Source organism: Brevibacillus sp. NRS-1366 (assembly GCF_050467985.1).
Map to the genome: position 1 here is coordinate 34,364 of NZ_JBITPN010000023.1, position 19,731 is coordinate 54,094.

At 48.1% G+C, this 19,731-nt stretch carries 17 protein-coding genes and 1 riboswitch; of the genes, 2 read left to right on the forward strand and 15 right to left on the reverse strand.

Annotated elements, in window-relative coordinates:
* Positions 1-399: 399 nt before the first annotated feature.
* From ACIFQN_RS20900 to ACIFQN_RS20925, 6 genes are all read right to left on the reverse strand, one after another.
* Positions 400-1,323 (reverse strand): ABC transporter permease, encoded by a 924-nt coding sequence (locus tag ACIFQN_RS20900; protein WP_429834968.1) that lies wholly within the window; start codon positions 1,321-1,323, stop codon positions 400-402.
* Positions 1,324-1,357: 34 nt separating this feature from the next.
* Positions 1,358-2,221, reverse strand: coding sequence for an ABC transporter permease subunit (locus ACIFQN_RS20905; RefSeq protein WP_429834969.1), 864 nt, complete (start codon positions 2,219-2,221; stop codon positions 1,358-1,360).
* Between the two features lie 197 nt (positions 2,222-2,418).
* On the reverse strand, positions 2,419-3,675 hold the full coding sequence (locus tag ACIFQN_RS20910; protein ID WP_429834970.1) for a M24 family metallopeptidase: 1,257 nt from the start codon (positions 3,673-3,675) through the stop codon (positions 2,419-2,421).
* 74 nt (positions 3,676-3,749) lie between these two features.
* The gene (locus ACIFQN_RS20915; RefSeq protein ID WP_429834971.1) at positions 3,750-4,208 is read right to left on the reverse strand and encodes a chemotaxis protein CheX; all 459 of its coding nucleotides are present in this window, start codon (positions 4,206-4,208) and stop codon (positions 3,750-3,752) included.
* A 76-nt stretch (positions 4,209-4,284) separates the two neighbouring features.
* On the reverse strand, positions 4,285-4,683 hold the full coding sequence (locus ACIFQN_RS20920) for a hypothetical protein (RefSeq protein WP_429834972.1): 399 nt from the start codon (positions 4,681-4,683) through the stop codon (positions 4,285-4,287).
* A 76-nt stretch (positions 4,684-4,759) separates the two neighbouring features.
* Positions 4,760-8,521 carry a S8 family serine peptidase gene (locus tag ACIFQN_RS20925; protein WP_429834973.1) on the reverse strand — a complete coding sequence of 1,254 codons (3,762 nt, stop codon included), beginning with the start codon at positions 8,519-8,521 and terminating at the stop codon, positions 4,760-4,762.
* A 195-nt stretch (positions 8,522-8,716) separates the two neighbouring features.
* Between ACIFQN_RS20925 and ACIFQN_RS20930 the strand changes: the two genes are divergently transcribed.
* Positions 8,717-9,160, forward strand: a complete 444-nt coding sequence (locus ACIFQN_RS20930) for a MarR family winged helix-turn-helix transcriptional regulator (protein ID WP_429834974.1) — start codon at positions 8,717-8,719, stop codon at positions 9,158-9,160.
* Between the two features lie 106 nt (positions 9,161-9,266).
* Here the strand turns inward: ACIFQN_RS20930 and sdhB are convergent, their stop codons facing one another.
* The 3 genes from sdhB to ACIFQN_RS20945 are packed head-to-tail and all read right to left on the reverse strand — an operon-like array spanning position 9,267 to position 12,422.
* Positions 9,267-10,016, reverse strand: coding sequence for a succinate dehydrogenase iron-sulfur subunit (sdhB, locus tag ACIFQN_RS20935; protein WP_012685406.1), 750 nt, complete (start codon positions 10,014-10,016; stop codon positions 9,267-9,269).
* 18 nt (positions 10,017-10,034) lie between these two features.
* Complete coding sequence (gene sdhA / locus ACIFQN_RS20940) at positions 10,035-11,792, reverse strand: succinate dehydrogenase flavoprotein subunit (RefSeq protein WP_429834975.1); 1,758 nt, start codon at positions 11,790-11,792, stop codon at positions 10,035-10,037.
* An 18-nt stretch (positions 11,793-11,810) separates the two neighbouring features.
* Positions 11,811-12,422, reverse strand: coding sequence for a succinate dehydrogenase cytochrome b558 subunit (locus tag ACIFQN_RS20945; RefSeq protein WP_429834976.1), 612 nt, complete (start codon positions 12,420-12,422; stop codon positions 11,811-11,813).
* 366 nt (positions 12,423-12,788) lie between these two features.
* Here ACIFQN_RS20945 and ACIFQN_RS20950 point away from each other — a divergent pair, with 366 nt between their 5' ends.
* Positions 12,789-13,241, forward strand: a complete 453-nt coding sequence (locus ACIFQN_RS20950; protein WP_429834977.1) for a DUF2507 domain-containing protein — start codon at positions 12,789-12,791, stop codon at positions 13,239-13,241.
* Positions 13,242-13,294: 53 nt separating this feature from the next.
* On the opposite strand, the gene ACIFQN_RS20955 is transcribed toward ACIFQN_RS20950, so the two are convergent.
* From ACIFQN_RS20955 to ACIFQN_RS20980, 6 genes are all read right to left on the reverse strand, one after another.
* The gene (locus tag ACIFQN_RS20955) at positions 13,295-14,533 is read right to left on the reverse strand and encodes an aspartate kinase (RefSeq protein WP_429834978.1); all 1,239 of its coding nucleotides are present in this window, start codon (positions 14,531-14,533) and stop codon (positions 13,295-13,297) included.
* Between the two features lie 253 nt (positions 14,534-14,786).
* Positions 14,787-14,974: riboswitch (Lysine riboswitch) on the reverse strand.
* Positions 14,975-15,059: 85 nt separating this feature from the next.
* Positions 15,060-16,841 (reverse strand): excinuclease ABC subunit UvrC, encoded by a 1,782-nt coding sequence (gene uvrC / locus ACIFQN_RS20960; protein ID WP_429834979.1) that lies wholly within the window; start codon positions 16,839-16,841, stop codon positions 15,060-15,062.
* A 41-nt stretch (positions 16,842-16,882) separates the two neighbouring features.
* Positions 16,883-17,131 carry a DUF2164 domain-containing protein gene (locus ACIFQN_RS20965; RefSeq protein ID WP_429834980.1) on the reverse strand — a complete coding sequence of 83 codons (249 nt, stop codon included), beginning with the start codon at positions 17,129-17,131 and terminating at the stop codon, positions 16,883-16,885.
* Between the two features lie 148 nt (positions 17,132-17,279).
* Positions 17,280-17,993 carry an ABC transporter ATP-binding protein gene (locus tag ACIFQN_RS20970; protein WP_429834981.1) on the reverse strand — a complete coding sequence of 238 codons (714 nt, stop codon included), beginning with the start codon at positions 17,991-17,993 and terminating at the stop codon, positions 17,280-17,282.
* 1 nt (position 17,994) lies between these two features.
* The gene (locus tag ACIFQN_RS20975) at positions 17,995-18,756 is read right to left on the reverse strand and encodes an ABC transporter ATP-binding protein (protein ID WP_429834982.1); all 762 of its coding nucleotides are present in this window, start codon (positions 18,754-18,756) and stop codon (positions 17,995-17,997) included.
* Between the two features lies 1 nt (position 18,757).
* The gene (locus ACIFQN_RS20980; protein WP_429835100.1) at positions 18,758-19,729 is read right to left on the reverse strand and encodes a branched-chain amino acid ABC transporter permease; all 972 of its coding nucleotides are present in this window, start codon (positions 19,727-19,729) and stop codon (positions 18,758-18,760) included.
* Positions 19,730-19,731: the final 2 nt, after the last annotated feature.

Here is a 19,731-nt window from a genome sequence, read left to right on the forward strand (position 1 = left end):
GGTGCCGGAATTTCAAGGATTTTAGGCTTTTGCCATACATCCTATTCAGAAAATGGGCAATGGGTTCCGAACACCTGCACAAAGATCATCGACAGACACCGCAAGCACACTGTACAAAGGTCAACGATGGCTGCCAGTGTTCTCTGGCTTCCGGCAACGCATGGTCTATTGATCCAGAGGAAGCGGGCGTCGGAACCCGAGGCCAACACCGCCCCCGACACTCCAGTCTATTCAGTTGACACACGTACTGCTCCCACTCTTTTCGCCCTCATTTTATTTCGGTTTACTTTCCATATTCGTACCCTCCCTATACGTGTTACGATGAGTCGAAGCCATGATCCTTTTGGCCGTACAAAAAAACTCCCTTCAGCACGCGGTAAAGGGAGTCCTTTCATTTCGTTAAATAAAGGGTGTGCGATGATAGGTTTGTTCGAATTTCTCGCGCAGGCCCTTTGCCAGCAGTGTAAAAGAACCGATAGCCACGACAAAAGCCGCCAGGGGGGTGAGAAAAATCCAGGTGTAATTGCTGTAAACAAAGCCCCGATACGACCCGAGAAGACCCGCCCACTCATGTGTGATCGAGTGGTAGATGACGGGGTCAGTCGTCATTTTGGTCCCGCCAACGAACAGGTCAAACATGCCGAGTAGACCCATCAAGGTCATGATCGCGACCATTTCTGTCACCAAGATGATGATGAGCTGTTCCTTTAAATGAGGCAGGATGTGCCGGAAAATGATCTGTTCACGGCCTGCCCCAAGAGACGTAGCAGCCAATACGTACTGGGTCTCCTTGATTTGCTCGGTCTTTTGTCGGATGGAAGACGCTACACTTGGAGCACCCAATATAGCGACGATCCCGATAAACATGGTGATTAACGTCGATGACGGCATCAGCGGATTAATACTGACGCCTTTTAACAAAAAGTAGACCGGAATGAAAATTGGCATGTAGCCCCAGGCGTTTTCGATTGCTAGCCACCAGCGCTGCGGCTTGTCCTGAATGCCAATGTATAGCCCCAATACAGAGCCGATGAGCACACGCACGATTGCTACTACCAGCGTCACGAACAACGTGTAGGGAGCGCCGTGCAAGATCAAGGTAAGCAAATCATAGCCCCACTTGTCGGTACCAAATAAATGGTCACTCGATGGTGCAAGTGGCGGGGATATAATTACTGTCTTACCGTTTACTACCTCATTGCGCAGCTTTACCTGATAATCCAGCTCGTACGGTGCAAGACTGGGACCAAGCAGTCCGATCACCAGCAGGAGCAACACAAAAATGGAGCCTAGCCATAAAGACCAATTAATTCGTTTCTGCATAGAACAACCTCACTCATACCGATAAATGTAGCGATTATTTATAGACGACCGCTCGCTCAAACAGGTACAGAATCGCGCGAATCAGGAAATAGACGAGAAGAGACAGAAGAATAATGCCTAAAAGTCCCATTACTGCTGAATTAAATTGATAAGGACCACTTTTGCTAAAGATAAATCGGGTCAGTCCAACCACGTTGAGCAAATATTCTACGATAAATAAATTGGCAACCGTAATCGCGATGGTCTTTTTCAAATCAGCCAGCAAAAACGGCTTAATATTTTTATAAACGTGATGGACGAGAACATGCCAAATTCCCATTCCTTTGGCAAGCGCGGTCTTTATATAATCTTCGCCACCAATCTGGGTGTACTTCAGACTGACTACCTTCATCAGGAAGATCGTCGGACCAATTGCCAAAAGCGTCATCGGAAACCAGATGTTAGCGGAATCACTTGTAGGAGATAACGTAATAATCCGGATGTTGGTCAGCTTGTAAAATCCGACTGCTGCCAAAATCGACAAAAAAATCAGAATAAAATCGGGTATAGTAGAGATGAGATTGAGGATTTTTTGGAACTGACGCACCATCCCGAATCTCTGGAGAAACAAACCGAACACCAGACTTGCTACTACCGCGATCAAAACACTCGAAAATAACAGTTCAAACGTGCTCAAAGCGAATGGAAGAACATCCTCTGCAATGCTTCTCTCATTCTCTCCCAGATAGTAGGTTCCCAGTGATCCACCTGCGATCTGCTGGATTAAGTAAACTGTCCGTACCACAATATTCTCCGGGGCAAAGACAATCTCTTCTTTGACCGTATACAACATGAACGGCCCGCCACAAACGGCGATCACCAAAAAAAACATTCCTAGCAGTTGTTTTACATATGACAAGCATTCATACCCCCTTACTATTTCCAACAATACACCATCTAAAAAAATTCATCCAGACAATCAAAAATATTTTATGTTTTTTTATATTTCAGATAACAGATTCTCGCACAAAGGTAAAAACCCCTTCTATAATCACTCATTCCCCTGCTAGCTTGGACTGAATGAAAGTAGAATGGGTGCGATTTCTCTCCTATTCTTTATCGAATCACATAATAGGATGTTTGCCTCTTCGCCAAATAATGGACCTTGCCATCTTTATATGCGATCGGCTCTTCCAAATAAATCGGTATTTCCTGATCCCACTCAGGAATGTATTGCCGAATGTTGAATTCCATGGCGTAGCACGTATTGTTTTGTATCGGGAGCTCCCCTTTTACCGGGATAGCACCCTGTCTGTCATACATACCCATAAACGGACCTGCGGCATGACAATGGTTTCCGATTGGATGCGAGTAAATCATGGCCTTGATGTTCTCATCTTCAGCCTGTTTGATGCATGCCGCAAAAATTTCGTTGCCTGTTCGCTGATCCAGAAAGTTATCCGAAATGATATCTTCCAAACGGTTAGCTGTGCGCATTGCCGCCTGCAAGCCTTCGGGAACATCTTGTTCGTCCATCCGTAATACATACGCCAACTGTTGTGTATCCGTACATAGCCCTAAATAGTGGATGCCGAAGTCGATATGAACCACATCGCCAGGCAAAATGACCACCTCTTCTAGCTTGCCCATCCCTTTGCGAATCACATCCACTGTTGGATAAAAGGAAGTCAACAGTCCTAACTCGCTAACTCGTTGCCTGATCCAGTCGACTACGTCGGTCGTTGTAGTAATCCCCGGATGTATCACTTCATTGGAGAGAGCCTTTTGCGCCAACTTTCTGGCTATTTCGGCAATGCCCGGGTACGCCATCATCTGTTCTTCGGTTCGGATCTGCAGCCAGTCTAGCGCCACCGATTCAGCACTCATGATTTTGCCTGCGTGCTCGGTTCCCAGTATCTCTACCAGTTTTTCATAGTAAGAATGAGACAATCCATCGCAAAAGCTATAGTGCTTGGAGATGTTCACTCCGATTCTACTTGGCTTCTTCTCCTCTACAATCCGTGCCAGACATCCCCACTGATCTTCATTTGCCGGTTGCCAGACCCGCTCATAAAATGGTTCAAAGCTTGGATTCAAATGGATGACATAACGGTCCACCGTTTTGTCAGGATTCAGGGAAAATACGATGATGGCCAATCGTCTAGAACTGTCAACATCTGCTGGCAACAATGTTTCCATGATAGGATCCTCGTGATACTCTCGCCCAAGAATCACCCACATGTCTACCTGATGTTTATGCATGATCATTGGCAGAATTGTGTCCAGTCTGACCTGCAACCAGTGATCTTTTACTTGATCACGCTTTTTCAAAGGAAGTACGCTCGTGCTAATATCGAATTCAATCATCATCATTTCCCTCCCCGTTTATGGATGGCCCCAGGCTTTCTTTTGTCTGATGCAATAGAAAAAAGACGGCTGATTGCCGCCTATTTAAGCACCACCATCTGAATTTCCATCGTGCCCATATCATGCAGATCGAGTGGTGCAGTAAGCGCAGTACCCGTCATTTCTTGCATCTCTTGATTCAGTAAAAACAAAGGCGGGGTAATATCAACTACCACTCCTCGATTGGACAAAATCGTACTCGCATTCCCTGAAATCATATTTCCTAACTCTGAAATCGCACTTTTTCCGATCTCGTCCATCTCACTTACGGGGAACCCCCCCATCATGGCAGAGATAATTCGCAAGGCCAATTCTTCCTGGAGACCGAAAAACACATCTCCTTGTAATTGACCAGTCATCCCAATACGAATCCATGTATGGCCTTCACGAAAACTCCATTCCTTTTCAGCCAGTTCTCCTCGTGATATATCTACATTGCACACCTGCGATATCACCGATGAGGCAGATTCTAAAAAAGGATCTAGGTATTGGACTAGCATCTTCATTCTCTTCCTTTCCCGGGCAATTATCTCTGTATAGAAATATCATAATGTCGATTTTTGGCAGTTGCAAGACTCATTGCCAAAAATTCGCAGGAAAAAAGTCTCTTTCACAAGGAATTCCTGGAAAGAACGCTTCGACTTTGATATCGTTTCTCGTGGTATAAATAGCCATGCAGGAGCGTAAATCCAGCACCTCAACCCCTACCTCGTGGCTGCTCAACTGCCACATGGGGATGTCCAAACGGTCGAAAGCAAAAACCGTATCACCAAACTCCAAGCATTCCCGAATGCAGTGTTCGTGTGGATAGGTCTTATCTGCCTCCAGCAAATGGACGGGCTCCAACCCAAACTGCGCAAGTAAATGCTTGCGATCGAGTGCTTGTTCCTTTCGGTGCTTACTCACAGTTCGTCGCGGCGAAAGCAGTGGATACTCCCTCATTACATATTCCCACTTTATTCCGTGATAAAACATCAAATTTTCCCTCCCATGAAACAAATACCCGGAGGCAGCTATATTCATGTGCTTCTCCGGGTATTTTCCCATTACACTACCTCTTTTTTCCAATGACGTGCATTTCAGCTCGTGTTTCCCGCCCCAATGAATCCGTCGCAATGACAGTCAGCTTTTGCTTCCCTTCTTCTACGCGATCAAGCACGAGTCGAAATCCGCCCTGATCGTTAACATCAGCCTGCAAGGACTGATCTCCATAAATGATTTGCAGACTCAAAGCACCCGTACCCGTTACTTTTCCTTCAATGGGAAGGGATTCTCCACCTTTTCCTTCTATCTGGTTTTGCATCAGCTTTATTGTCGGAGCAGGTACAGATCTCGCTTTGTATGTCAGGCGTTGTTCCCCATTGTGCAGAACAACTGCACCGGCACTCGCATCGACATAGCCGTAAACCAAAAGCGAGCTTTGATTTCCCGCTCCATCTTTTCCTTCAATGAGAATCCGATTCTCTCCATGCTTTAATGGCAGGGTTTGTGTCAAATACTTTTGCACTGGCACTTCCAGCTGATCTTCTTCAAAGCTGGATACAATCTGGCCATTGATGCTGATTTGACCTTTGTAAGTCTGATCCCGATACATGAATCGAATAGGAACCATCACTTGCTTCGTTTCCGGATCAAACTGGACGTCCTCTACACCGTCATTTTGGAACTGAAGAATCGGGGGTGTCGTGTCTACGATGACTCGCTGTGTAAATTGTCGCGAGTTCCCATACATGTCACGGGCGTGGTACACGACATAATTGAGTCCCTCTGGCAATCGCAAAATCGTCTCAAACGCCCCGTCTACTTCAACCTTTACGGGAGTCTTGTTAATAGACAGACGTACTCGGTCCATCATATCCTCACCCGAAACTTTTCCGCGTATGGCGACGTCCGGCTGTTTGGATATTTTCAGATACGAGAATAGATCATCAGGAAACTCAACGAATGGAGGTGTCGTATCACTTTTCCCGTTCAAATCAACCACACTAATATTGCCTGCGTAGTCAAACGCCACTACACTTATCTTTTTATCCGGCTGATTGATGATGGTGCTCGTCACTTTTGGCGAATAAGGTCCTCCTGCTTTTTTACCATTGACGTAGAGTACATAGCCTTGTACGTCTCTGTCCCGGCTACTCCAGTGGACACGATTTCCTGAGAGCGATGCTGAGATCACAGGGGGCTTGGTGTCGACCCGGATCGGCAAAGTCAAGGATTGCCAGTTCGCGTTTCGCCCGTCGATTTTAGCCTTAATGGCGAAATGGTAGTTCCCGTCTGCCACTTGCTCATAGCTTCCTTTTTCAGGTACGTATGCTTTGCCATCCCAGCTCCATGCTTCTCGCTCCGTATAATAATAGGCTGTACCCAGTTTGGATTGGTCAAATTTGCTTACCTTTTCATCCCGAACGAGAGTACGAATCGGCTTACCCGATTGGTCGGTTATTTCCACGATGACCTGCCTCGCATTGCGCAAAAAGGTAATGGAAGGGGCTGCGATATCGTAATGACCGTCTCCGTTCGGTGAAAAAGCTATCTGATTTGGATCAATCTGGACCGCTCCATCCTCGCTTACTCCTATAACGCCTAAGTAATCGCGGTACTTCCACTTGTCATTGCGCTTGTCATGGTACCAGGTCGTTTTGATGCCTGTCCGTTTTTCCTGGCTTCCTGCTTCCCACATTGGTTGATCCATGACCCGCGGCTCGTTCCAATTCCCATAAAATCCAAAGTAGGGTACGTGCAGTGTAGGAAGTGTCTTGTCGTCTGGCTGAAACGAAATATAGCCTTCTGCGAACAAATTACGTGCTGTTCCCTCTGGAATCTGGAGCGTCACTTTTACCTCAGCCCGATTGCCTGGAGCAACCGTGACGTGGGGTGCGGAAAATTGTAGCTTGGCCCCCTCAAGAGGCCCCTCCGTCAAGAGATTCACCCCATCCTTTCGTAAATCCGTCAACACCCCGAATTCATCCTGCAACTGGTACGTTATCGGTTTTTTGCCAAATTTATTGTCTACAAACAATGAAAATGAAGTTGTGGGGCCAATCTCTCCGAGTGATACCCCTGCCTTTCCTTTCCCATCAACGACGATGGTTGGAGTCTGGATAGCCTTGGCAATTTGCATCATTCCTGCGCCTTGTACACGCGGACTATAGGGCATTTTGGGCATACGGGCTTTCTCAAAGACTGCTACGCTTTGCTGTGGATCCATGATCGGTTTTGCTGTATTCATAGCCGCTGCTTTCAGCGTCTCCACGAGCTGCCTACCCTGCAGATTTCTCCCTTGCTTTTGATAAGCTTGCTTCAGGAGAGCCATGCCTCCTGCCACATGCGGGGTTGCCATGGACGTTCCGCTTTTCACTGCATACTCCGAGTCTTTGACTGTCGATAAAATCCCTCCGCCAGGGGCAGAAATCTCCGGCTTGAATTGCAAGTCGGGTGTTGGTCCCCAGGATGAAAACGCGGAGATCGTCCCGCCATCGGGATAAGGCATCGGATTTTGAGCAAACTCCCCATCGAATGTGATGCTCACTTTCTTACCTTTTTTTATAGCTTGCGCCAGTTGTTCACCCATTTGCTTCAAGACAGAGACGGCAGGAATCTGTTTGAGATGATCCGCGCTGATCAAAAGCGGCCCGGTTTCGTTATTGTAGATGATCGCTCCAACGGCACCAGCCTCCTTAGCTAAGCGGAGTTTTTCATCAAAGGAAATGTCTCCGCGCTCCAGAAGCACTATTTTTTCTTTTACCGAGACATTGTAGTCTTCCTTCTTCCCTTTCCCCATATAAACGAGCGGATACGACTTCAAAAGGGTTGTAACGGGGTTGATCGCCGCTCCAGTCCCCACATGCCCGTGAAGGTAGACGACACGTTCCAGACCCACTACGCCCTGCACGCCGAAGCTATAGCCTGCCAAAGTGGTAGCATTGACAGAGGCGACAGCCAATGCATCCGGAGCCAATCCTGGAGAACCGATCATCGCCACATCAGGATTTTGCGCTTGTACCTTATTACTGCCGAAGTACGCGTCATTTCCTGCCGCTGCAACCACTATCACACCGTTGTCTACCGCCCTTTTGACCGCCATTTGCTCCGTATTGCCCTCGTCTACATAGCCCGCTGAGGAACCGAGACTGAGATTGATGACATCCGCTTTTTTTGTAATCGAATCGTTAATCGCGAACAAGATCGACTCACTGAGTCCAGGCACCTCCCCTTGATAGTTCGAAAAAACCTTTTGGCTCAGGATCTGAGCCTCTGGAGCGACTCCCTTCATTTTTCCATTTGCCGCAATAATTCCTGCCACGTGAACTCCGTGCTGAGATTCGCCCACGTCCTCTGTCGTTTGATTACGGTCAGCCCAGTTGTATCCAGGGAGCACCTTTTTTGTCGAACCTGATTTTTGTTGTGCCAGCCTTTTGTCACGTGGGACGGGCATATCAGGATGCTTAGGATTGACTCCCGTATCGATTACAGATACCAGCATGCCTTCTCCTTTTACATCCCCTTCCTGCCAAGCCTTTGTCGCCTCAATCATCTCCAATGAGGAGGTCTGGGGTGACGATACCTTTTCACCTAAAAAGGAGTGCTCCGTACGTAGCCACTCATCTGCCGCCAGAAACCGGGCGTCACTCTCTGTCATCATTGCCCGCACTCCTGCAGTCAAAGGCCAATTTGCATCATGCAAGTCCTGCATGATCTGTGTTTGAAATGCGGTGGTGTCTATTCCAGCAAGTGCCTCAACCCTACTTGTATTTACTGTCGTCACGGGAAGCAAAACTAACGCCAACCCTAAGCTGAAAACCTGTTTTTTCATCGTTTGCCCCCTTTTTGGTAAAGCATCCATTGATTTAAGTTTTCACAGGGAAGCTCTAAGGTATTCCCTTCGTTGCAAATGAACAGTCAATAAACAAGCCGGGTTGAAATATATCGAAATACGTCAAACATTATGTGGAATCATTTTTGGTATAATAAGTTTTGATGCCTATCGGTACAAGGAGCTGAAACCAGCATGTCATCCAATCTAAAAGAAAGTATTGAGCGTCTGCAGGAGGCGTTTCGTTCTATCATGCGTGTAATCGGGCCTCAGTTGTCTGAGCCCGTCCCAGGATTAACAGGCCAACAATATTACATTCTGTATCAACTTGAACAAAAGGGGAGATGCACTGTCGGCGAATTGGCGGATTCCATGTGTGTCAAGCCTAGTGCCATAACAGCCATGATTGATCGTTTAGATAAGCATGACTACGTTATCCGCGACCGCGATGAAGAGGATCGGCGAGTGGTCCACATTCGCATGACAGACGGAGGCAAAGACATTTTGAGTCAGGCCAAACAAAAAAGGCAAGATACACTGCAGCAGCATTTCTCCGCTCTTTCTCCCGAAGAAATGGAGAGCTTTGTATCTTGTTTTGAAAAATTAGCCCTTGCGGTACATGCACCGAAGAAAGAGTGAGCCGTTACTTTGAGAAAGCGTTAATACCAGGGGACATAAGCTTACCTACAGTAAAAAAAGGCGTGCAAACCGGATAACCGGTGCACGCCTTTTTCATGGCAATCATTTACGAGAAGAAGAATTTCTTCACCGCATGTTTGGTTGTTTCTTTGTTCATATGAGCAATCGAAGTGGTGAGTGGAATTCCTTTTGGACAAGCTTGTACGCAGTTTTGCGAGTTACCGCAATCACCGATACCGCCATCCTCCATCAAGGCTTCCAGACGCTCATGCTTGTTCATCATACCAGTTGGATGCTGATTGAACAGGCGGACTTGAGAAATCGCAAACGGTCCAATGAAGTCGGACTTCGCATTCACGTTCGGGCATGCCTCCAGGCAAACACCGCAAGTCATGCATTTAGAGAGCTCATACGCCCATTGACGCTCTACTTCAGGCATGCGAGGACCAGGTCCAAGATCATGCGTACCATCAATTGGGACCCACGCTTTTACACGTTTCAATGCATCAAACATGCGGCTGCGGTCAATTGACAGGTCACGTTGTACAGGGAAGGTACTCATTGGTTCGAGACGAATAGGCTGTTCCAGCTTATCAACCAATGCAGAGCACGCTTGGCGCGGTCTTCCATTAATCACCATCGAGCACGCACCGCAAACTTCTTCCAAGCAGTTCGATTCCCAGTTAACTGGAGACGTTTTTTGTCCTTGCGCGTTGAGCGGATTGCGTTGAATCTCCATCAGCGCACTAATTACGTTCATGCCAGGACGGTATGGAATCTTGAACTCTTCCTTGTACGGAGTGCTGTCAGGGCTATCTTGGCGAGTGATAATCAGATGAATCAATTTTTCGGCCATGATCAGTTTCCTCCTCTCTTAGTGCTTCTTGTCAGACGTATAGTCACGTTTGCGTGGTGCGATCAACGAAACGTCAATGTCTTCGTAGTAGATTTCTGGTGCAGTCGTTTCAGCGTTGAACTTCGCCATTGTCGTTTTCATGAAGTTCTCGTCATCACGTTCTGGGAAGTCAGGCTTGTAGTGAGCACCGCGGCTCTCGTCACGCTTGAGCGCGCCGATCGTGATCGCACGGGACAATACCAGCATGTTCCACAGGTGACGGGTAAAGGAAGCACCTGCGTTGCTCCATTTATTCGTATCGTTGATGTTGATTTTCTTGTAGCGCTCCATCAATTCAACGATTTTGTCATCCGTTCTTTGCAGACGGTCATTGTAACGTACCACTGTTACGTTGTCAGTCATCCACTCACCCAGTTCCTTGTGGATCAGGTAAGCATTTTCTGTTCCGTCCATTTTCAGGATGTTGTCGTATTTTGCTTGTTCTTTACTTGCGTGGCTGTCAAAGAGTGCAGAAGACAAGTCATCCGAAGATTGGTTCAAGCCTTTGATGTACTCAATCGCTTTTGGACCGGCAACCATACCGCCATAGATCGCGGACAAGAGGGAGTTTGCACCCAGACGGTTTGCACCGTGTTGAGAGTAATCGCACTCACCTGCGGCGAACAGACCAGGAATGTTGGTCATTTGGTTGTAGTCTACCCACATACCGCCCATGGAGTAGTGAACGGCAGGGAAAATCTTCATTGGAACCTTGCGCGGGTCGTCCCCAACGAATTTTTCGTAAATCTCAATGATACCGCCCAATTTTACATCCAGTTCTTTCGGATCTTTGTGGGACAGGTCGAGGTATACCATGTTTTCGCCGTTTACACCCAGTTTCATATCTACGCAGACAGAGAAAATTTCGCGTGTCGCGATGTCACGCGGTACCAAGTTACCGTAAGCTGGATATTTTTCCTCCAGGAAGTACCAAGGTTTCCCGTCTTTGTAAGTCCAAACGCGTCCACCCTCACCGCGAGCAGATTCGGACATCAGACGCAGCTTGTCGTCGCCAGGAATTGCAGTCGGGTGAATCTGGATCATTTCGCCGTTAGAGTAGATAACGCCCTGTTGGTAAGCCGCAGAAGCTGCTGTACCTGTGTTGATAATCGAGTTCGTCGATTTACCAAAGATGATCCCAGGACCGCCTGTTGCCAAAATGACGGCATCTGCACGGAAGGATTGAATTTCACCGGAACGCATGTTTTGCGCAGTAATCCCGCGACAGGTTCCTGTATCGTCCAAAACGGCTCCGAGGAAATCCCAATATTCGTACTTAGTAACCAGACCCTCTGCTTCATAACGGCGAACTTGCTCGTCCAATGCGTAAAGCAGCTGTTGTCCAGTTGTTGCACCTGCAAACGCTGTGCGGTGATGTTTGGTTCCACCGAAACGACGGAAATCCAAAAGACCTTCCGGAGTACGGTTGAACATTACGCCCATGCGGTCCAGCATGTAAATAATACCTGGTGCCGCATCAGTCATTGCTTTTACTGGCGGTTGGTTCGCCAAAAAGTCTCCGCCATATACTGTATCGTCGAAGTGCTCCCATGTGGAGTCGCCTTCCCCTTTGGTATTTACCGCACCGTTAATACCGCCCTGTGCACAAACAGAGTGGGAACGTTTTACCGGAACCAGGGAGAAAAGCTCAACGGGAACGCCTTTTTCTGCTGCTTTGATGGTAGCCATCAAGCCGGCCAAACCGCCACCGACAATGATTAGTTTACCTTTTGCCATTGTTTAGTCCCCCTATCCCTACAGAATGAAAGCCGACATCGCACGCAAGCCGATGTAAGTTACGACTACGAAAACGGCCATAGTCAAGTATGTTGCAATTCGCTGGGAACGCGGTCCAACCGTAATTCCCCAGTGAACCAAGAACGACCACAGTCCGTTGGAGAAGTGGAAAACCGTACTAATAATCCCAATTGTGTAGAATACGATCATTGCCGGACTACTAAGAATGTTAGCCATCATGTCAAAATCTACTGTAGCACCCATTGCTTTTGCGATGCGCGTTGACCAAACGTGCCAAACAATGAAAATGAGGGTAATAACCCCTGTCAGACGCTGCCACAGGAACATTTGGTTCCTGAAGTAACTGAAGTTCCCTACGTTTTGCTTCGCTTGGAATGCGATGTAGAGACCGTAAACAGCGTGGAACAGGATCGGGATGTAGATGAAGACGAATTCAACAATCAAGATAAGTGGAACGCGATCAATCAGACTAACCGTCTGGTTGAATGCTTCTGCTCCGTGGGTTGCTTGATAGTTGGCTATCAAGTGGAACAGCAAGAAGAGCCCGATCGGAAACAAACCAAGAAGTGAGTGCAGCTTGTGGCTGAGAAAGCTATGGCCTTTCGCCATACAATGGTCCCCCTTTCGATGTATGTAGTGCTCATTTCATATGCCCGCTTTCGGTCGACAAAACGGCCTTGGCCGTTTTGATAGACCTTTCTCCCATATCCTAACCCATTGCGATTCTCGTTAGACATGACGAAAAACCGTCTTTCTTCTCGTCCAACCTTGTCGTAATGTGTCAAAATACGAAAAAAAGTTGGGCAAAACTTTGACCAAATCCAATTGTACTCTTGTCGACTGAGAGCGTCAAGCCAATCAATAGACTAAATCTATTGTTAGAATAACAATGCTCAATTCCGCTATTTTTCTCTCTTAAATTGGTCATGAAAACTGCCCCCTCCTCATAATCTAGTACAGACAGGAGGGAGCACAATGAAAGAGACGGATCAACTGGCAGCCCTGTTGCCTGCCCAAACGATTCCTTATGCTGAACGGATGAACATGCCCTATCTTGGCTATCATTTCCTCCGCGAAACGTTGACCAACACCCTGCTCGGTAATAGCGAAAGCCCCATTCTCTACTGGCTAGGCAAAGATATTGGTCGGAAAATCCCTATTCAATCGGCAAATGGCATCATTCTGCCGTTTATGAGACTTGGTCTCGGGCAATTAGACCTACTGGAGGCCACAGAGGAGTGCACGACCTATAAACTCTCGCATACGATTCATAGCTACCAGTCACCGGAACGTCTGTCTCGAACGCTTTCTCTAGAATCGGGGATCGTCGCCGGGGCCTTGGAGAGGTGGAAAGGAACAGAAATCGTAGCCCAGCTAGAAATAGCAAGCAACGATGATGTTCGGATTGTCACACGTAGCCAAAAATGAGCAATCGCTCACATAAGTAGCCCCCTCTACCTGCGGGGAGAGGGGGATTTTTCTCAGCCGTGCACGACAGCTGTTTCAGCTACATCCAGGCCATAGGCTGTGTGGAGACTGCAAACTGCCAGCTCTGTCAGGCTTGCTGGAATCACGCATGATACTTTGATATCAGAAGTAGATACCATTTTAATAGAAATTTCCTTTTCAGCCAGGACGCGGAACATTTCAGCTGCAACTCCTGGATTATTGATCATGCCGGAGCCTACAATGGAAACCTTGGTCAGGTTTTCCTCGAAGTCTACTTTTTCAAAGCCCAGCACCGTCTGATTCGCGCCAAGCGTATCCAGCGCCTTTTTCAAATCATCTGCTGCTACTGTAAAAGAAATGTTCGTTACCGCGGCATCATAGGAGCTCTGGATAATAATATCCACGTTCACCTGGTTGTCAGCCAAAGTATTGAACAGGCGGGAGAGGGTTCCTACCTTGGCAGGCATACCGACAACCGTAATCTTTGCTACATCTTCGTCATGCGCGACTCCACTTACTACTCTTCCTGTTTCCATATTGGCAACCTCCTCAACGTACGTACCATCTTCACCAGTAAAGCTGGAGCGGACCACCAGCCGTACCTTGTATTTCTTAGCAGCCTCCACCGAACGCGGATGCAAGACTCCAGCTCCAAGATTCGCTAGCTCAAGCATCTCATCATAGGAGATCGTGTCCAGCTTGCTTGCTGCCGGGACCATACGTGGATCAGCTGTGTATACGCCTGACACGTCTGTAAAGATCTCGCATTTCTCTGCCCCCAGGCTGGCTGCTAATGTGACCGCAGATGTATCCGATCCACCTCGGCCAAGCGTAGTAATTTCACCCTCATCGCTGATTCCCTGGAAGCCTGCTACGATCACGACGCGTCCACGACTCAGTTCGGCTTGGATTCTTTCCGAATCAATCTGCTTGATTCGAGCTCGACCGTGAATCGCTTCCGTCGTAACGCCTGCTTGCCAGCCAGTCAAGGAAATAGCGTCATAGCCTTTTGTGTGCAAAGCCATTGCCAAAAGCGAGATGGATACCTGTTCCCCCGTGGTCAAGAGCATATCCATTTCCCGCTCTGATGGGTACGCGGTGATCTGCTTAGCCATGTCTACCAATACATCCGTAGACTTGCCCATCGCCGAGACGACCACGACCACATCATGCCCTTCCTCTTTATAGTTGATGATTCGATCCGCTACTCGTAAAATTCGCTCAATGGTACCTACAGAGGTGCCTCCGTATTTCTGCACGATCAACCCCATGCGGCTTCTCTCCCTTTTCATATCCAATGATTTATCAGGTATGGTTTCTGTTTTTTTTTGTATGGTTTCGTCTGATTTTTATCTGTATGGTCTCTATCGTATACATGAATTCGTACTATTAAAAAAAGGCATCGACTAGGAATAAGTACCTGCCGCTGCCTATTGTTTCGACATACCGGTTCCTCCCCTCCAATACACGCGGTCCAGTCCATGTAGCATGACAGAATCAACCATCATGACTCACACGGACTCACCGTGAGATAGCTCTCCATCTGGCAACTGGTGATTGCCGAGATGACAGTCCTGCATTTATTCAATGCAGACCCAGCATGGAGAAAAGCGGGTTCCCCTCCACACTTCGGCGAATTCCCCTTTCCCATACCCTTCACAGATACCCGATCTCAGGGTGGTACTTTTGGTTTTCGCGCCTCTACCTCACTCCATATATGGAAGTGAGGCTTACTATTCTGTTTGAAAGGCATTATATCATGGGCTGACAAACAGTTCAATCGTTTTTCACGATTTATTACGAATCTACCTTCCGCAAATGGGCGATAATTTCTTTTGCCAGCTTGTCACCGATTCCTAACTGGCGGAAATCCTCTACGGTTGCCTCACGCATTTTCTTCATCGAACCAAAATGAGTAAACAGGAGCTTGCGCCGTTTTTCTCCAATGCCAGGAATCTCATCCAGTTGGGAGGAGAGCATCGTTTTGGTTCGAGATTGCCTGTGAAAGGTGATAACAAACCGGTGCACCTCGTCCTGAATACGCTGCAACAAATAAAACTCGTAGCTGTCTCGTTTCAAATTCACAGGCTCAGGCGGATCTCCGTACATAAGCTGAGCTGTCCTGTGCTTATCGTCTTTTGCCAAACCACAGACCGGAATATAGAGCCCCAGCTCGTTTTCCAATACATCCATCGCTGCACTGATTTGCCCTTTTCCCCCGTCGATGACGATGAGATCAGGCATCGGCTGGTTTTCCTTGAGCAGCCGGGAATAGCGGCGACGAATGACCTCTCGCATGGATCCATAATCATCGGGACCTTCGACTGTTTTGATTTTGAATTTGCGGTATTCCTTTTTATCGGGTCGGCCATCGGTAAAGACGATCATCGCCGATACAGGCTCCGTACCTTGTATGTTGGAGTTGTCAAAGGCCTCGATGCGATGAGGAACGCCGATACCTAGAATGTGACCGAGATTGTGCACGGCCTGGACGGTACGGGCATCGTCTTTAGACATGAGCGCAAACTTCTCCTGCAAAGCAATCCGCGCGTTTTCCGATGCCATTTTTACCAGTTCACGCTTCTTGCTGCGTTTGGGCGCATGCACCTTGACCCCTAACCAATCACTTAACAATTCCGTGTCACTTTCTTCGGGCAACAGAATTTCTTTCGGCAAGGCGTTCTGTTTGTCGTAATAGAATTGACTGACGTAGGACATAAAGTCTTCGCTTTCATCCCCGTAATAAGGAAAAGACGTAGTCTGGCGCTCAATCATCTTGCCCTGACGCATATAGAAAATCTGGATGCACATCCAGCCCTTCTCCACAGCAAATCCGATAATATCCCGATCTACCGTATCGTTAAACGTAATTTTCTGCTTTTCCATCACCGCTTCGATGCTTTTGATCTGATCGCGGAATTCCTTTGCCCGCTCGAACTCCATATTCTCTGAAGCTTGCATCATCTTCTCCGTCAACTGCTGCTTCATCTCTTCGTGACCGCCATCGAGGAATCGGCTGATTTCCTCTACCAATCGGCGGTTTTCCTCTGCTGTCACCTCGTACACACAGGGGGCGAGGCATTGTCCCAAATGGTAATAGAGACACACTTGCTTAGGCATATTGCGGCATTTGCGCAGCGGATAGAGGCGATCCAAAAGCTTCTTCACCTCGGAGGCATCCCCAGCATTCGGATACGGACCAAAATAACGTGCCTTGTCTTTCAAGACCTTGCGGGTAATTTCCAGACGCGGCTGGGCTTCATTCGTAATTTTGATATAAGGGTAGGTTTTGTCATCGCGGAGCATGACATTGTAGCGCGGATCATGCTTTTTGATCAGGTTGCACTCCAAAATAAGCGCTTCGATCGGAGTAGATACGACAATGTACTCGAAGTCTACGATTTCACTGACCAAGAGTTGCGTCTTTCCATTATGACTGCCTGTAAAATAAGAGCGGACGCGGTTTTTGAGCACTTTGGCCTTTCCCACGTAAATAATTTCCCCGCTTGCGTTTTTCATCAGGTAGCAGCCTGGCTTCTCTGGCAGGACGGCCAGCTTATCTTTCAAGGAGCTATTCATGGCTGCTCCCCTCCTTCATCTATTTATCTAAAATATTGGCTTCACTTGGTTTTGATTGGCTTTTCCAGCACGTACAGCTCATCCTCTAGAGAACTCATGCGTTCTGTAAGCAGCTTCCGGCTATCTTGTACTCCTTGATTATAAAAGAAGGGACCTAGCTCTTTGGAAAAAAAGGCAAGTAAATCTTCTGTTTCCAGATTTCCCAGCTGTTCAGATCGTTCTTCATGAAAATATCGCTGGACTTGATGAACAAGATATTCGGTTTGTTCTCTCGTCAGTTTTGCTGGCATGGGCGTCAAGCATCCTTCCTCGTTAACTGCGTGATAGGAATATACGTTCCACTCTCCATAGTAGCATGAATGACAGATGAAAAAAACTGCCGCCTCGTGTTTCCAGCGACAGTTTTTTCCTAAGAATCCTGTTCAAAAAGCAGAAGGCCTAATGCTTGCGTCCACCCAGATATGCTTCTTTTACCCGCTCATCATTTAACAGGGACTCAGCCGTCCCCTCCAGCACGATTTGTCCCGCTTCCAGGACGTAGCCGAAATCAGCGATTTTGAGCGCTTGCTTGACGTTTTGTTCCACGATCAGCACAGTAGTTCCTTCTGCATTGATCTCTTTGATCACCTTGAAAATGTCTGAAACGACAATCGGTGCCAGACCCATGGACGGTTCATCCAGGAGCAGCAGCTTGGGACGCGACATCAGCGCTCTAGCAATCGCCAGCATCTGCTGTTGACCACCAGACATGGTTCCACCCAATTGCGTCAGTCGTTCCCTTAAAATTGGAAACCACGCCATCATTTTTTCCATATCATCCTTGATGCCCTGTACGTCATTGCGTTGGAAAGCACCCATTTCCAGGTTCTCCAGCACGGTCATTTTGCCTAAAATGGCACGTCCCTCTGGCACGAGTGCAAGTCCAGCTTTAACGATCTGATGCGGCTTTGCGCCCTCAATACGCTGTCCGCGAAACGTAATCGTCCCTGCCTCTGGCTTGAGCTGACCTGCAATCGTCCGCATCGTGGTCGTCTTCCCTGCGCCGTTTGCCCCGATCAAAGAAACGATCTTGCCTTCTGGCACCTCCAGAGAAATCCCCCGGATCGCCTTGATCTGGCCGTAGGAGGTCGTTAGGTTTTGTAAGCTCAACATGCTATTCGTCCTCCTTGCCGAGGTAGGCTTCAATCACGTCTGGATTATTCTGTACCTCTCCCGGCGTACCATCAGCAATTTTTACCCCAAAGTTAATGCAGACAACTTTGTCGCACAAATTCATGACCAGTCCCATATCATGCTCAACCAAGAGGACGGTCGTCCCATTATCGCGAATTTTGCGCACAAGCTCCATAAGTGACTTGGTTTCGCTCTCAATCATCCCCGCTGCCGGCTCATCCAGGAGCAACAGCTTCGGCTCGGTAGCGAGCGCACGTGCAATTTCCAGCCTGCGCTGCTGCCCGTAGGCAAGCGTATCAGAGCGCACCTCTGCTACATCAGACAACCCAACGAATTCAAGCAGCTCCTCTGCTTTTTTGGTTACGGCCTTCTCTTCTGCCCGCTGTCCAGGAGTTTTGAGCAAAGAAGCCCAGAAGCCAGCTTTCATCCGCGAATGGCAGCCCACTTTGACATTGTCCAGTGCATTCATATGGCCAAACAAGCGAATATTTTGAAAGGTTCTAGCGATGCCCATTTCGGTAATCTTATTAGGCTGCGTCCCGTTCAGCGTTTGACCGGCAAACGAGAATGTTCCGGTCGTCGGCTCGAAAATACCGGTCGCCATATTAAAAATGGTCGTCTTGCCCGCTCCATTCGGTCCGATCAGCCCAACAATCTCGCCTTCGCCTACGGAAAAGGAAACATCGCGCAGGGCGGTGATGCCGCCAAAGCTTTTTCCTACGTTAGTCAGTTCCAGCAACACGTCACAGTCCCCCCTTCGCTTCATTCCCCGACGATTTGCCCTTGCGGCGACGCAGCAACTTCTGGAAGGTGTCTGTTCCAATCAAGCCGTGCGGACGGAAGGCCATCACTCCGACCATGATAAGGCCGTACATGAGCATCTTGTATTCGGCAAGGCCGCGCAGTACCTCAGGCAAAGCGGTCAGCACGAGAGCACCAAACAGCGGCCCCCATACGACTTCGCTGCCGCCGATAACGGCATAGGACAAAATCTCTACAACCTTGTGATAGTTAAAATCGTCCGGAGTGATCGTTGTCGTGATATGAGCAAACAACCCGCCACACATTCCAGCCAAGACCGAGCCGATAATAAAAGCGAGCATTTTGTAATAAGCCACCTGCAGCCCCATCGCACGCGCGGCTGTTTCATCCGCTTTGATCGCTTCAAACGCGCGGCCAAGCCGCGAACGATTCAGACGCAGCGTCAGGAATAAAATGACCGCGAACAAAATCAGCATGAAAAGAAACGTCGACAGTGCTTTCATTTGCATAACGGAGACACCGACTGTCTGAGCCTTTAAGCCAATCGCTTTTTCAAAGTCATACAAGTAGTTGCCGATCGATTGCAGCCCGGTAAGACCGAGTGCACCGTTTGTAATCTCCAAATTCAACAGAATAACCCGGATGACCTCACCAAAGCCTAAGGTCGCAATCGCAAGGTACAAACCGTGGAGTTTCAGGGTAGGAGCCCCAATCAAAAGAGCGATGATCCCCGCTGCCAGCCCCCCGATGATGATGGCAATAAACAGCGGCATGTCCGCTTGCTTGGTCAAGATACTCGCAGTAAAAGCGCCAATGCTCATGAAACCTGCATGCCCCAAGGAAAGCTGTCCAGTAGAGAGCGTAATGTAAATACTGATAGCGAGTATGCTATTTAACAAAATAAAGGTTAATACCTGTAGATTATAAGGATTGAGAATATCCAATGTTTGCACCT